Source organism: Novosphingobium oxfordense, from assembly GCF_044029435.1.
In the GTDB taxonomy this organism is placed as follows: domain Bacteria; phylum Pseudomonadota; class Alphaproteobacteria; order Sphingomonadales; family Sphingomonadaceae; genus Novosphingobium.
In genome coordinates this window covers 824,927-838,272 of the sequence record NZ_CP147005.1, presented here as the reverse complement: position 1 = coordinate 838,272, position 13,346 = coordinate 824,927, and the positions used below count along the sequence as shown (strand labels likewise).

At 64.3% G+C, this 13,346-nt stretch carries 12 protein-coding genes and 1 tRNA gene; 4 read left to right on the top strand and 9 right to left on the bottom strand.

Annotated features, from left to right (window positions below; translation table 11 throughout):
• Positions 1–100: 100 nt before the first annotated feature.
• The 3 genes from WBP07_RS03840 to WBP07_RS03830 form a co-directional block, all read right to left on the bottom strand.
• Positions 101–922 (bottom strand): BON domain-containing protein, encoded by an 822-nt coding sequence (locus WBP07_RS03840; protein ID WP_395394365.1) that lies wholly within the window; start codon positions 920–922, stop codon positions 101–103.
• Positions 923–1,162: 240 nt separating this feature from the next.
• Positions 1,163–1,239, bottom strand: a tRNA-Met gene (locus tag WBP07_RS03835).
• 106 nt (positions 1,240–1,345) lie between these two features.
• Positions 1,346–1,897, bottom strand: a complete 552-nt coding sequence (locus WBP07_RS03830) for a 2'-5' RNA ligase family protein (RefSeq protein ID WP_395394363.1) — start codon at positions 1,895–1,897, stop codon at positions 1,346–1,348.
• A gap of 131 nt (positions 1,898–2,028) precedes the next feature.
• Between WBP07_RS03830 and WBP07_RS03825 the strand changes: the two genes are divergently transcribed.
• On the top strand, positions 2,029–2,439 hold the full coding sequence (locus WBP07_RS03825) for a sugar transporter (RefSeq protein ID WP_395394362.1): 411 nt from the start codon (positions 2,029–2,031) through the stop codon (positions 2,437–2,439).
• A 58-nt stretch (positions 2,440–2,497) separates the two neighbouring features.
• Here WBP07_RS03825 and mltG read toward each other — a convergent pair whose 3' ends face one another.
• From mltG to aspS, 4 genes are all read right to left on the bottom strand, one after another.
• A complete protein-coding gene (gene mltG, locus WBP07_RS03820) occupies positions 2,498–3,472 on the bottom strand; it encodes an endolytic transglycosylase MltG (protein WP_395394361.1) in 975 nt (324 codons plus the stop codon).
• Between the two features lie 20 nt (positions 3,473–3,492).
• The gene (fabF, locus tag WBP07_RS03815; RefSeq protein WP_395394360.1) at positions 3,493–4,752 is read right to left on the bottom strand and encodes a beta-ketoacyl-ACP synthase II; all 1,260 of its coding nucleotides are present in this window, start codon (positions 4,750–4,752) and stop codon (positions 3,493–3,495) included.
• Positions 4,753–4,922: 170 nt separating this feature from the next.
• Positions 4,923–5,159 (bottom strand): acyl carrier protein, encoded by a 237-nt coding sequence (locus WBP07_RS03810; protein ID WP_007013838.1) that lies wholly within the window; start codon positions 5,157–5,159, stop codon positions 4,923–4,925.
• 282 nt (positions 5,160–5,441) lie between these two features.
• Complete coding sequence (gene aspS / locus WBP07_RS03805; RefSeq protein WP_395395717.1) at positions 5,442–7,250, bottom strand: aspartate--tRNA ligase; 1,809 nt, start codon at positions 7,248–7,250, stop codon at positions 5,442–5,444.
• A gap of 238 nt (positions 7,251–7,488) precedes the next feature.
• Here aspS and WBP07_RS03800 point away from each other — a divergent pair, with 238 nt between their 5' ends.
• The 3 genes from WBP07_RS03800 to WBP07_RS03790 all read left to right on the top strand — a co-directional run bounded on the left by WBP07_RS03800 (position 7,489) and on the right by WBP07_RS03790 (position 11,199).
• A complete protein-coding gene (locus tag WBP07_RS03800; protein ID WP_395394359.1) occupies positions 7,489–8,880 on the top strand; it encodes a hypothetical protein in 1,392 nt (463 codons plus the stop codon).
• A 93-nt stretch (positions 8,881–8,973) separates the two neighbouring features.
• Positions 8,974–10,176 carry a ribonuclease D gene (gene rnd / locus WBP07_RS03795; RefSeq protein ID WP_395394358.1) on the top strand — a complete coding sequence of 401 codons (1,203 nt, stop codon included), beginning with the start codon at positions 8,974–8,976 and terminating at the stop codon, positions 10,174–10,176.
• Between the two features lie 126 nt (positions 10,177–10,302).
• Positions 10,303–11,199: a hydrogen peroxide-inducible genes activator gene (locus WBP07_RS03790; protein WP_395394357.1), complete on the top strand. Its 897-nt coding sequence runs from the start codon at positions 10,303–10,305 to the stop codon at positions 11,197–11,199.
• A 173-nt stretch (positions 11,200–11,372) separates the two neighbouring features.
• Here WBP07_RS03790 and WBP07_RS03785 read toward each other — a convergent pair whose 3' ends face one another.
• The gene (locus WBP07_RS03785) at positions 11,373–12,596 is read right to left on the bottom strand and encodes an MFS transporter (RefSeq protein ID WP_395394356.1); all 1,224 of its coding nucleotides are present in this window, start codon (positions 12,594–12,596) and stop codon (positions 11,373–11,375) included.
• Between the two features lie 130 nt (positions 12,597–12,726).
• Complete coding sequence (gene pgsA / locus WBP07_RS03780; RefSeq protein WP_395394355.1) at positions 12,727–13,320, bottom strand: CDP-diacylglycerol--glycerol-3-phosphate 3-phosphatidyltransferase; 594 nt, start codon at positions 13,318–13,320, stop codon at positions 12,727–12,729.
• Between the last annotated feature and the right edge of the window lie 26 nt (positions 13,321–13,346).

Genomic DNA, 13,346 nt, shown 5'->3' with positions numbered 1-13,346 from the left:
AACGCCCGTTGCACTATCCCCAATGGATCCGACATGACCCATTGGAGGAGCACTCGCGCGCAAACAGGGGTAACCCTTTTGAGCTACCCCTGAGATTGCCTCATTCTTCGCCGGTCGCCGTAACCGGGCCGACCCGCAAATTGTTCTGAACGTGGCCCACGCCGGAAACGTCGTCAGCAAGATCTTCGGCGCGGCGCTTTTCGGCACGGCTGCCCACGGTGCCGTCCAGAGTCACCTCGCCATCAGCTACAGCGACACGGATATGCGTGGCATCAATGTGCCAATCGTTGGTGAGGCTGTCGTTGATATCCTCGCGAATACGCTCGTCGGACCGTGTATAATCGCTGGGGCCCCGCCCGCGATGATCCTTCTCGCGCCGATGCGCGGCGCTTTCGTCACCGAACCAGCTGGCGATCTCATCCCCCGCACGCTTCAGGAAACCGCGCCGCTCGCCATAGTCGCGCCAATGGCCATATTCGTCGTGCGAAAAGCTGAAGGTCGGCCGATAGCTATTGCTCGGATGCATGCCGCCACTGATCGCTCCGTGGCGTGGATAGAGATCGTGCCCGCCATAATCCTCGCTGGTGAAGTTGGAGAAGCTGCTGCCGGAGGCGCCATCGAAGCTGTGTATGGGATAAGCGCTTTCCCGCATCGGCCGATCACCCGTGCCCCATCCCGAACTTGCGCGCGGATCGGAAAGCGAACCGTCTGGCGCCATGCTTCGGGAATCCGGGCTATATTGCCCTTCGATCTCCGGCCTGCGCTCCATGGATCGGGGATCTTCGTTCGGATCGCGAAATCCGCCGGCCTGCCGCGAAGGACCGTCCTGCCATTGCCCGGCCTGGCGCGGCATGTCCCACCGGCCATCGTCCTGCGGGCGGCCCGGCTGCTGGTTGCGAGGGTTCGAATCGCGCTGATTCATGGCTGCTCTCCTCGATTGTGTTTCGACATGGCGCACGCAATCGGGCTGTTGCCCGGCGCGGATCATGCTCCAACAAGGAAACGCGGCAGCTCGGCAATCTATCCCCTGCCTGCCGCCCAAACGGTCGATTCCGTCGCAGGTCTGCCCGATCGAACCCGCCGGACCGTGGCCAAGGCGAACTGGACGCCCGCGCGACCCCAAAGGGTCGCCCACCGTTCTAACTATGAATGTGAGGAAGGGTGGTAGCGGAGGAGGGACTCGAACCCCCGACACGCGGATTATGATTCCGCTGCTCTAACCAGCTGAGCTACTCCGCCATACCAAGGCCACCGTGGTGGCTCTGCATGGTGCCTGGGGGAGCGCCCCGGGCAGGTGGCGTCCTCTAGGGGCAAGGTTGCGCCCGGTCAACACCCAAAACGCGCATCAGCCACGAAATTTCACAAGCCGGATATCGCGCCACAATCCCTCTTCCCAGGCGTAAAGCCCAAAGCCCCGAAACCGGAAGTTCACAGCACGAAGTTGCGGCGCCAGTTCCGCCTGCAGTGCGCGCGCCTGTGCGGGCGGCACCTTATTCTGGATGGTCACGTGCAAGCGCAGCGGGCGACTGTCCTGATCGGTGAGCAGGCCATGCATGCGTTCCGCGATTCGCGCGTGCAGGTCGACCATGGCGGGGCTTTCCACCGCAAGCGCAGTTCCGTGATCCAGCTTCATCAGCCCGGCGATTCGCGCCGGTGGAGGTGATGCGCGCGCCAGATCGGCCAGAACTTCGCCCAGTTCCGCCTCCACCGATGGAGGTAGCGCATGGAACAAGGTGACGTGAGCGCGCAGCCGGTTCCGCTCCGCAGGATAGTGCGCACGGCGCAGCGCATCGGCCCAGCCGAGCACATCGGCAGGCAATTCCGCGGTTACCAACAGCGGCGCGCCGGGCTTGTGGGGGCCGCCGAGGATTTCGCCGCCGCGATTCGCATTTACCATTTCGGGAGTTCCCTGCCTCGTTGCGGGACATGCGCCATCATAACCCTCCCTTCCAATTGCACGACATTCCGGCCTGCGGCAAAGTCCCTGCATCCAGCAAACCGATTGGTCGCGCGCCAAGGGAGAAGACCATGCGCACATTCTGGATCATCGCCACCGTCATCCTCCTGTGGAACCTGGTGGGCGACGCCGCCTACCTGATGCAGGCCAGCGCCGATCTCGACGAACTGGCCAAAAGCGATCCCGTGACGGCGCGCGCCTTCATGCAGATGCCCGGCTGGGCTTGGGGCGCCTATGCGGTTGCGGTTAGCAGCGGCACGTTCGGCGCCATCCTGTTGCTGATGCGGCGCGGCTGGGCCTGGGCCTTCTTCGCACTGTCGCTGACGGCCGTGGTGATCCAGTTCGGCTGGACCTTCCTCGATTTCGGGCTGCTGGGACTCAAGGGCCCCTCCTCCGCGATTTTCCCGCTGGCGATCGTGGCCATTGCGATCGCGTCGCTTGCCTATGCGCGGCGCAAGAAGGCCGACGGCACTTTACATTGAAGTTGGGTGGGAAACCGGGCGGGGCGGCGCAAGGCCTGCCCCGCTCCTGACATCTGGCTCAAATCTCGCCGCGGGCGCGGCGGATGGCGAACCACTTCTTCACGTTCTCGTTATGCTCGGCCAGCGTCGAGGCGAAGGCATGGCCCCCGGTTCCATCCGCGACCATGTAGAGCGCGCCGGTCTTGGCCGGGTGCAGCACCGCCTCGATGGAGGCCTTGCCCGGATTGGTGATCGGATACTTCGGCAGGCCGGCCATCGAGTACGTGTTGTAATCGTTCACCGCGCGGATTTCCGACTGGAGGATGCGGCGCCCCAGCGCCTTGCCGCGTGTGATTGGATAGATGATCGTGGGATCGGCCTGAAGCGGCATGCCGATGCGCAGGCGGTTCGAGTAGAGGCCCGCGACCATGCGCCGTTCGGACGGCTTGCCGGTTTCCTTCTCGACGATGGAGGCCAGAATGATCGCCTGCTCGGGCGTCTTCACCACCAGGCCGTCGTCACGCTTGTCCCACAGCTCCGCCAGCGTGCGGCTCATGGCCGCCTGCATGCGGCGCAGCACGTCCTGCCGGCTTTCGCCGTTACCGAAGGAATAGCTGTCAGGCAGCACCGTGCCTTCGTCCGGTACGGCGATGTCTCCGGTGAGCTGCTGCTGCGCCATCAGCCGTTCCTGCACCATGATCGAGGGCATGCCCTCCGGCACGGTGACGAAGCGGCGGATCACATCGTCGCTGGAGATGATCGCCATCACGCGCGATGCGCTGGCGTGCGCGGGGATGGCGAATTCGCCCGCCTTGATCTCGCTGCCGCCGCCGAACACGCGGGCACGCAGCGTGAAGCCGGTGGCAGAGCGGATCATGCCCTGCTTTTCCAGCCGGTCCGCCACGGTGGCGAGGCTCGCCCCGTTGGGAACGATGAAGTGGGAGTCCTTCGCGAGCGGGCCGGAACCATACCAGCCGCCCACGAAGGACCATAGAACGATCACCGCCGTAAGGCCGATGGCCGCGACGAGAAACCAGTTGCGCCGCGAAATCATCGCCCCTTACGTCCTTCGGATCAGTCGATCTTGCGCATCACCAGGCTGGCGTTGGTGCCGCCGAAGCCGAACGAATTGTTCAGCACCGCGCGCACCTCACGCTTCTTCGCGACGTGCGGCACAAGGTCGACGCCTTCGCAACCCTCATCCGGGTTGTCGAGGTTGAGCGTGGGCGGAACGATCTGGTCGCGCAGCGCAAGGATGCAGAAGATCGATTCGACCGCGCCCGCACCGCCCAGAAGGTGGCCGATGGCCGACTTGGTCGAGCTCATCGAAACGCTGCCGATGGCATCGCCGAACAGGCGGCGCACGGCGCCGAGTTCGATCGTGTCGGCCATCGTCGAGGTGCCGTGGGCGTTGATGTAGTCGATGTCGGCCGGGGTCATCCCGGCCTTCTTCAGCGCCATCTGCATCGAACGGTAAGCACCGTCGCCGGTGGGTTCCGGGGCGGTGACGTGATAGGCATCGCCCGAAAGGCCATAACCGATCACTTCGCAGTAGATCTTCGCACCGCGCGCCTTGGCGTGTTCGTACTCTTCGAGCACGAGAACGCCGGCGCCTTCGCCCATGACGAAGCCGTCACGATCCTTGTCGTAAGGACGGCTCGCCTGTTCGGGGCGGTCGTTGAAGCTGCTGTTGAGCGCGCGGGCCTGTGCGAAGCCGGCAATGCCGATCGGGCAGACGGTCGATTCGGCGCCGCCCGCCAGCATGATGTCGGCATCGCCGTCCTTGATCATGCGCGCGGCATCGCCGATCGAGTGCGCACCGGTCGAGCAGGCCGTGACGACGGCGTGGTTCGGACCCTTGAGGCCATACTTGATCGAAACCTGACCCGAGATCAGGTTGATCAGGCGGCCATGAACGAAGTGCGGCGAGACGCGGCCGGGGCCCTTTTCGGCCAGCACCAGCGATTCGCTTTCGATGCCCGGCAGACCGCCGATGCCCGAGCCTATCGAGCAGCCGGCCATCAGCTTGTCTTCCTCGCTCATGTCGGTGAGGCCGGCGTCTTCAAGCGCCTGCCCTGCGGCATCGATACCGAAGACGATGAAGGGATCGACCTGGCGCTGGACCTTGTGATCGACGCGCTTGTTGGCATCGAAGCCATACTCGTGATCGGCCGGCTTCACCTCGCAGGCGATCTGGCACTTCTGGTCCGAAGCATCGAACTTGGTAATCGGACCAGCCCCGCTCTTGCTCGCAAGGATGTTGGCCCAGGTGGTCTCCACATCAGCCCCAAGCGGGGTGACCAGACCAAGACCGGTTACGACGACGCGACGCATTCACGCTCTCCAAAACTCAAACATGCCGAGATTCATGCCTCAGGTAATACCATCGGCAGAAACGGCAACAGGCCCGCCCCCTTAGAGGTCGAGCCTGTCGATTTCAATCCGTGAGTGATCGTGCGACGTTCCGGCCGAAACCGGAAACGCCATGACGACCAAAGGGCGGATCAGCCCTTGTTCTCTTCGATGTACTTGATCGCATCGGAGACGGTGCTGATCTTTTCAGCTGCATCGTCCGGGATCTCGACGCCGAATTCTTCTTCGAACGCCATGACCAGCTCGACGATGTCGAGCGAGTCAGCACCCAGATCGTCGATGAAGCTTGCTTCTTCGGTGACCTTGTCGGCTTCCACGCCGAGGTGCTCGACGACGATCTTCTTAACCCGATCGGCGGTATCGCTCATGTGAATAGACCCCTTCAAAAATCGGTCAGCATTGTATCTCGCCAGCCGCCCTAATGATTGGGCGGGGCGCTGGCAAGCCTCGCGCGCAAGTTGGTGCCGTCGCGCAAGGCATCGCAGGCGTCCTTATCGACCCATCGGGCGCAATTCCAGTCCCTATCGCAGGGACTGTGCCGTCGGGGCGGAATTCTCCACGGTCATGGAAACGCCACGTAACCGCAAAGCTGGGAAACGAAAAAGGCTCCGGCGAACCGGAGCCTTTTCTCTATGCGTTCAAGCGGGCGCTCAGTTCTGGGCGGCCGGCTGCACGGCAGGCTTCTGAGGCTCCACCACGCGCATGTGCAGTTCGCGAAGCTGCTTGGGCTCTGCCGGGGTCGGCGCGCCCATCAGCAGGTCTTCGGCGCGCTGGTTCATCGGGAACAGCGCCACTTCGCGCAGGTTCTGCGCGCCGCAAAGGAGCATGACGATGCGGTCCACACCGGCCGCCATGCCGCCGTGCGGCGGGGCGCCGTACTGGAACGCGCGGTAGAGGCCGCCGAAGCGCTCCTCGACGTCGGCCTTGGTCAGGCCGACCATCTCGAACGCCTTGACCATCAGTTCGGGCGACTGGTTACGGATCGAGCCCGAGGCGATTTCGAAGCCGTTGCAGACGAGATCGTACTGGTACGCCTTGATCGTCAGCGGGTCCTGCCCTTCCAGCGCTTCCATGCCGCCTTGCGGCATCGAGAACGGGTTGTGCGCGAAATCGACCTTCTTGTTGTCCTCATCCCATTCGTAGAACGGGAAGTCGACGATCCAGCACAGCTCGAAGCGGTCCTTGTCGATCAGGTCGAGCTGCTCGCCGGTGCGGATGCGGGCAAGGCCGGCCAGCTTGGCAGCCTGCTCTTCCTTGCCGGCGGCGAAGAACACGCCGTCGTTCGGGCCAAGGCCCAGCGCGGCGATCAGCGCGGCGGTCTTTTCCTCGCCATGGTTCTTGGCGATCGGGCCGCCGGGGACGCCGTCCTTGATGTTGATGTAGCCAAGGCCCGAATAGCCCTCACCACGCGCCCAGACGTTCATGTCGTCGAAGAACTTGCGGCTGCCCGCGCCCGCACCCGGAGCCGGGATCGCACGGATCACGCCGCCATTGGTGACGATGCCGGCGAAGATGCCGAAGCCCGATTCGACGAAGTGCTCGGTCACGTCCTTGATGATCAGCGGGTTGCGCAGGTCAGGCTTGTCCGAACCGTAATCCAGCATCGACTGCGCGTGCGGAATGCGGCGGAACTCACCGGCCGGGGTGACCGGCTTGCCTTCGGCGAAATCGGCGAACACGCTCTGGAGCACCGGCTCCATGGTTTCCCAGATCTCTTCCTGCGTCACGAAGCTCATTTCGAGGTCGAGCTGGTAGAATTCGCCCGGCAGACGGTCTGCGCGCGGATCTTCGTCACGGAAGCAAGGCGCGATCTGGAAGTAGCGGTCGAAACCGGCGACCATCAGCAACTGCTTGTACTGCTGCGGCGCCTGCGGCAGCGCGTAGAACTTGCCGGCGTGGATGCGGCTGGGCACCAGGAAGTCGCGCGCGCCCTCGGGCGACGAGGCCGTAAGGATCGGCGTCGCGTATTCGGTGAAGCCGATGCCTTCCATCTTGCGGCGCATGTCCGAGATGATCTTCGTGCGCTTAACGATGTTGGCGTGCAGCGTTTCGCGGCGCAGGTCCAGGAAGCGATAACGCAGGCGGATATCCTCGGGATATTCCTGCTCACCCGCGACCGGCATCGGCAGTTCCTCTGCCTTCGACTGGACAGTCACGGCGCGGGCATAAACCTCGATCTCGCCGGTCGGCAGGTTCGGGTTCACGGTGGAGGCGCTACGGGCCTTCACTTCGCCTTCGATGGTCACCACCGATTCGACGCGCAGCGAATCGAGCAGCGCCAGCGCGGGGCTGTCGCTGTCAGTCACGATCTGGGTGATGCCGTAGTGATCGCGCAGATCGACGAAGAGCACGCCGCCGTGATCGCGCTTGCGATGCACCCAGCCCGAGAGGCGGACGGTCTGGCCGACCTCGGCAGCGGTGAGGGCACCGCAGGTGTGGGAGCGATAAGGATGAGTCATGGCGGGCTCGCGCTTCTCTTCGTCTGAAACAGGTTGCAAGCCGAGCCCCCTAGTCGAGTGGCCGGATTATTTCCAGATGCGGAATTGCCGGGACGGATCGAACAGACGCACGGGCCCGCTTTTGTTGCACCGCCGCCACCGCCACCTGCCGCCTTAATGGCGCTGAAGGACTTGGCGGTAACCCGACATCAACCATTACCGCATATTCCGGGCCCAAAGGGTCACACGGAGAAAGACAATGCTGGCGGACGTCACGATCGACGGCAGGACGGAAAGCCAGTTCCGCCTCGCGATCGAGGCCATGTTGCGCGAAGGCGGCGCTGACGAAGCAGCGCGGATCCTGAAAAGCGAACTGGCATGGCTGGCCGGTGACGATCACCCACTGCCCGGGCAGTTCCGGGCCATCGCCGCCGAAGACCTTGAAGTCACCGGGTGGGAAAGCCTGATCGAACGGATCGGCGAACTGGACGGCCCCGGCGACCCGATCACTGCGATCGGCGTGGACGTGTGCGGTATGCAGGCAGGCCTGGGGGCAACGCCGGTACTGGCTTTCGAAACAACCTATTATACCGATCAGGCCTGGGGCTTCTCCCATGCCGATCGCGCGGGCATCGGCGCGGGTTACCAGGGCACGACCAACGCCTGGCAAGGCGCGTTCGAAGACATCGACGACACCCTGCGCGTGGCCGGACTGGACGACCTCAACGCCGTGATCGCCGCGCTGGAAACTCATTGCCGCAGCGGCGAAGCCACTGTCGAGGAAAGACAGGCCTTCGTGGTCGGCGCCTGCTATCTCGCCGTGCTGATTCATCAGGCGGTTCGCAACAAGGCCGTTTCCGACGGTCTGCCCCGCCCGATGGCAGTGCTGGTCGGGAGCAACGAGGCCTATCCCTGGTTCGAGGCCCCTGCCGTTACCGCGCGCGATGGCCGCGACTTTTTCGCGGCGCATCAACCGTCCACTATCGAACAGGCGATGCGCCGTTCCGCCACGCCGCCGATTTCCTTCGGGCAGGAAGCGGCGCCGCGCCGGCCAATCGATCTTGGCGCGCATCCGTCCGAAATGCCGAAGCCGCTGTTCGAGGTGGAGCGGGCGCCGTTCGCGCCGCCGAGTTCGTTCAGCCCCGCCCCTCTGGCGCCGGCGCCTCTGGCATCCGCGCCTCAAAATTCGGGCCCGCTGAATCTGTCGGCTGCGAATCCGCTGCCGCTGAACCCGGAATCGCCTTTCGCGCCGCTCGCACCAGCGCCCACTTTCGCGGAATACTCCGATTCGGAAGACGACGAGGACGAAGGCGACGACGCACCGGCACCCACCTACATCCAGTTCCCCGACGCGCCCTATGCCGATGCCGGAGGCTGGGAGGACGAGGTCGAGGCGATCGAGGCGGCCGAAACGCCGTTCGAAAATGAGCCCGAGCAGGACCTTGACCCGCAGGATTACGCGCCGCTCAACGCCGTCCATTCCCCGCCGCAGCCCGCTCCGGTCGAGGAGGAGGAGGCCCTTCACCTGCCGCCGCCGGGCATCCACGTGACCGGCACGCAACTGCGCCGCCGCTTCGTCGATCGCGAAACGATCGTCATCGAGGAAGAGCGTCGTCCCGGCCTGCTGGAACGCCTGTTCCGCCGCAGATAGTCACTCCTGTCGAAATTCTTCGACAAAACTTGGGGCCCGGGCGGGTTGGGGAGATTGATCCCCTGCCCCGTTCGGCGTAACGCCGCAGACACAATGATCATTCACCCGCTTATTACAAAGACGGAAGAGCTCGCCGCCCTGTGCGAACGCCTCGCGAAATCGGATTTCGTGACGGTCGATACCGAGTTCATGCGCGAGAACACCTATTGGCCGGAACTGTGCCTGGTCCAGATCGCCAATACCGAGGAAGCCGCCGCCGTCGACCCCAAGGCCGAAGGCCTTGATTTGTCGCCCCTCCTCGACCTGCTGACCGACAATGAGGATGTCCTCAAGGTCTTCCACGCAGGCGGGCAGGACGTGGAAATCATCTACAACTTCACCGGCCGCACGCCGCATCCGATCTTCGACACGCAGATCGCGATGATGGCGATCAGCCAGTCCGAACAGATCGGCTATTCCAACCTTGTCGAATTGTGGCAGGGGCTGACGATCGACAAGGGCGCCCGCTTTACGGACTGGTCGCGCCGCCCGCTGACCGAGCGTCAGATCGAATATGCCATCGGCGACGTTACGCACCTCGCCAAGATCTTCCCCAAGATCCTGAAGCGCCTGATGAAGACCGGGCGCGGTGTGTGGCTCAATCAGGAAATGGAAAAGCTGGCCGATCCGGCCAACTACCGCAACGACCCGACCGAAGCGTGGAAGCGAATCAAGGCCGCCGGCCGCAATGCCGCCATGCTAGGCCGCCTGAAGGCCATCGCCGAATGGCGCGAGATCGAAGCGCAGGGCAAGAACATCCCGCGCGGCCGCATCGCCCGCGACGAGACGCTGGCCGATATCGCCAGCCACCCGCCCAAGCAGCAGTCGGACCTCGCCAAGGTACGCGGCCTTTCGCAGGGCTGGAAGGACAACGACATCGGCAAGCGGCTGATGAACACCATCGCCAAGGCCCAGCCGCTGACCGAGGATGAAATGCCCCCGCGCGCGCCGCGCGGCGCACCGCTTGGCAAGGAAGGCTCGCTTGTGGCCGACCTGCTGAAGCTGCTGCTGAAGATTCGCGCGCGTGAGATCGACGTTGCCGCCCGCCTGCTGGCGCGCAGCGAAGACCTGGAACTTCTGGCTGCCGGCGTGCGCAAGAACCTGCCGATCCTGGAAGGCTGGCGCTACGAAGTGTTCGGTCACGATGCGCTCGACCTGGTCGAAGGCAAGCTGGCCTTCGCCGTGGAGAACGGCAAGCTGAAGATGACCCGTGTCGAGGACGTGGAAAACGTCGAGGACGCGCCCGCCGGGGAGTAAATCCCTTTTGCGTATCCCTGCGGAGCCGGCTACGCCTCCGCGGGGATCGCACCATTGCATGAGCAAAGCAAAACGGGCCAAAGCAAACGGTTGGCGAAACAGGGCTCTTCGTGCGATAGCCCTCGCGTGACCGTTTATCAGCCCACGCTCAAGCAGCTCCAGTATCTCGTCGCGCTTCACGAGCATGGCCACTTCGGCCGTGCCGCCGACGCCTGCTTCGTTTCGCAGTCCACGCTTTCGGCAGGCCTGCGCGATCTGGAGGCGCTGTTGGGCGTCACGCTGGTGGAACGCACCAAGCGCGCGGTACGCTTCACCCCGCTGGGCAACGCGGTGGTCGAAAAAGCGCATCGCATCCTGCGTGAGACGGAGGAACTTTCCGACCTGGTGCAGTCCAGCGGCAAGCCGCTCTCGGGCGAAGTGCGGATGAGCGTCATTCCCACGATCGCGCCGTTCCTGCTACCCCGGATGCTGCCTCGCCTGCGCCGGGAGAGACCGAACCTGAAGCTGTTCCTGCGTGAGGAACCGAGCCAGGCCGCCATCGAATCGCTCCACCACGGCCGCGCCGACTGCGTGCTGCTGGCCCTGCCCTATGCGACGGGTGAAGTGGAAAAGGAGACGATCGAACTGGACGCCTTTTTCGTGGCCTTTCCCAACGACGATCCGCGCAACCCGCCCGAGGAAGTGGGGCCCGACATCATCGACGAGCATCGCCTGCTGCTGCTGGAAGACGGGCACTGCCTGAAGGACCACGCGCTGGCGGCCTGCAACCGCCCGGAGCTGCGCGCCTCCGCCACGATGATCGGCACCAGCCTGCATACGCTGGTGCAGATGGTCGACAATGGACTGGGGCTGACGATGCTGCCGGAAATGGCGATCGACGCGGGTATCCTCAACGGCACCAATGTGGTGGCGCGCCCGCTGATCTCTCCCCACGCCAACCGCGAGATCGCGCTGGTCTGGCGCAAGAATTCCCCGCGATCGGATGAATTCCGTCTGCTGGCGGATGAGCTGCGCGCGGGCTGATCCGCACTATACTCCCGCCACTACCGACCCCAAAAACACCCCGTCATCCCCGCAAAGGCGGGGATCCCGCTTGTTCTTGAGAGGTCGTACGAAGAAAGCGGGCCCCCTGCCTTCGCGAGGGCGACAGTATAATGTGCGGGGGCGAACTACAAACCCCATCAGCCGCGCAAACCTCAGCCCCGGCGGCGCAGCCCCTGCAAAGCCATGCCGACCGAAGCGATGGCAATGCCCAGCATCGTCACACCGGTCCATGCCCAGTGGTGCCACACCACCGTTGCCGCGCCCGAACTGGCCGCGCCTGCTAGGAACATCGACGACATGTAGACCGTGTTGATGCGCGAACGCGCTTCCGGCCGCAGGGCGTAGATGATGCTCTGGTTGGAGATCTGGCTCGCTTGGATCGCGAAATCCAGCAGCAGCACGCCCACCACCAGCCCGACGATCGAGGTCCAGAACGCGAAGACCAGCCAGGAAACCAGCGTCAGCGCACTGGCTGCCACGATCACCATGTGCGGGCCGCGACGATCCGCGATGCGGCCGGCGATCGGCGCCGCCAGCACACCCGCCGCGCCCAGCACGCCGAACAGCCCCGCCACTTCCGAACCGAGCCCGAAGCGCGGCTCCTGCAAGTGCAGCGCCAGAATCGTCCAGAACACGCTGAACACGCCGAACTGAGTGCACTGGGTCAGCGTCGCCAGCCGCAGCGCGGGAAATTCACGCCACAGACCCCAGAGCGAGGCCAGCAGCCCGCCGTAGCCCATGCCCGCCGGCTTCGGCCGACTGCGCGGCAATTGCCACGCCATCAGCCCCGCCGTGCCCAGCGCCAGCGGCACCGCCAGCCAGAACATCGCGCGCCACCCGAACTGCGCGCCCACGAAGCCCGCCAGCGTACGGCTGAGCAGGATGCCGCAGAGCAGCCCGGCCATCACCGTGCCGACTACGGCCCCGCGCTTGTCTTCGGGCGCGAGATTCGCCGAAAGCGGCACGATCTGCTGCGCGACCGAGGCAAGCAGGCCCACCACTAGCGAGGCCATCAGCACCATGGCTCCGGTCGGCGCCAAAGCCACCAACGCCAGCCCGACGGCCAGCGCGAGGCACTGGAGAACGATCAACCGCTTGCGTTCCAGAAGGTCGCCCAGCGGCACCAGCAGCAGCAGGCCCACGGCATAGCCCAGTTGCGTCGCCGTCGGTACATACGTGATCGCCGCACCCGGAACCTCACGCTCCATCAGCCCCAGCATCGGCTGGCCGTAATAGATGTTGGCGACGGTCAGCCCTGCCGATGCGGCCAGCGCGAAAACCAGAGCACGACCGAAGGCGCGCTCCTTGGGGGCACGCGGCTTCGGGTTCCTGAACTGGGCGGCAAGCAGGCAGAGGGAGGCGGTAATGGGATTCATCCTTACGATTGCGTCCCCCCGGATCTACGACAGCCCCTGACGCGCAGACACGCTTGAGCCAAACGCAACAAGCGCACGTTTAATGCCGTATTTTGCAATGAAGCGCGATTGTCGGGCCTTATCGGCGCCTTCAATCCATGTGCTTAAGGCCGACCCGCAGGTAATCCCAGCCGGTAATCAGCGTCAGCACGGCCGCGCCCCACAGCGTGGTGAGGCCCACGGTATGCGGTACGTTGATCTCCAGCGCGCCGATATCGACGTTCCACCAAGGCATCGCCGCGCCGAGAATCAGCGCGCCTAGCGAGATGAGCTGGAACGTCGTCTTCCACTTGGCCAAGCGGCTGACCGGCACCGAGACCTGCAATCCACCCAGGAATTCGCGCAGGCCCGACACCGCGATCTCACGCACGAGAATAATCAGCCCGGCGATGACATGCATGTCGCCCACATAAGGGCCGGTCAGGATCCCCTGTGCCGTCAGCACCAGAATCACCGCCGCGACCATGATCTTGTCGGCAATCGGATCCAGAAAAACGCCCAGCTTGGACACCGTTCCGCTGGACCGGGCCAGGTAGCCGTCGAAATAATCGGTGATGCCCATCAGGCAATAGAGCCCGAAGGCCAGCGCATAGCCGAATTCCCATCGCGGCCACCACAGCAGGAAAGCCAGCAGCGGCATGGCGAAGATGCGGGAAAGCGTGAGAATATTCGGCAGAGTCAGCATCGCGTTACAGGCCATAGCCGCGATAT

Coding starts and splice junctions, on each gene's coding strand:
- WBP07_RS03825 (WP_395394362.1), top strand. CDS start 2,029: ATGCGCACATTCTGGATCATCGCCACCGTCATCCTCCTGTGGAACCTG.
- WBP07_RS03840 (WP_395394365.1), bottom strand. CDS start 922: ATGAATCAGCGCGATTCGAACCCTCGCAACCAGCAGCCGGGCCGCCCG.
- pgsA (WP_395394355.1), bottom strand. CDS start 13,320: ATGCTGACTCTGCCGAATATTCTCACGCTTTCCCGCATCTTCGCCATG.
- aspS (WP_395395717.1), bottom strand. CDS start 7,250: ATGACTCATCCTTATCGCTCCCACACCTGCGGTGCCCTCACCGCTGCC.
- fabF (WP_395394360.1), bottom strand. CDS start 4,752: ATGCGTCGCGTCGTCGTAACCGGTCTTGGTCTGGTCACCCCGCTTGGG.
- WBP07_RS03785 (WP_395394356.1), bottom strand. CDS start 12,596: ATGAATCCCATTACCGCCTCCCTCTGCCTGCTTGCCGCCCAGTTCAGG.
- WBP07_RS03800 (WP_395394359.1), top strand. CDS start 7,489: ATGCTGGCGGACGTCACGATCGACGGCAGGACGGAAAGCCAGTTCCGC.
- WBP07_RS03830 (WP_395394363.1), bottom strand. CDS start 1,897: ATGGTAAATGCGAATCGCGGCGGCGAAATCCTCGGCGGCCCCCACAAG.
- WBP07_RS03810 (WP_007013838.1), bottom strand. CDS start 5,159: ATGAGCGATACCGCCGATCGGGTTAAGAAGATCGTCGTCGAGCACCTC.
- mltG (WP_395394361.1), bottom strand. CDS start 3,472: ATGATTTCGCGGCGCAACTGGTTTCTCGTCGCGGCCATCGGCCTTACG.
- rnd (WP_395394358.1), top strand. CDS start 8,974: ATGATCATTCACCCGCTTATTACAAAGACGGAAGAGCTCGCCGCCCTG.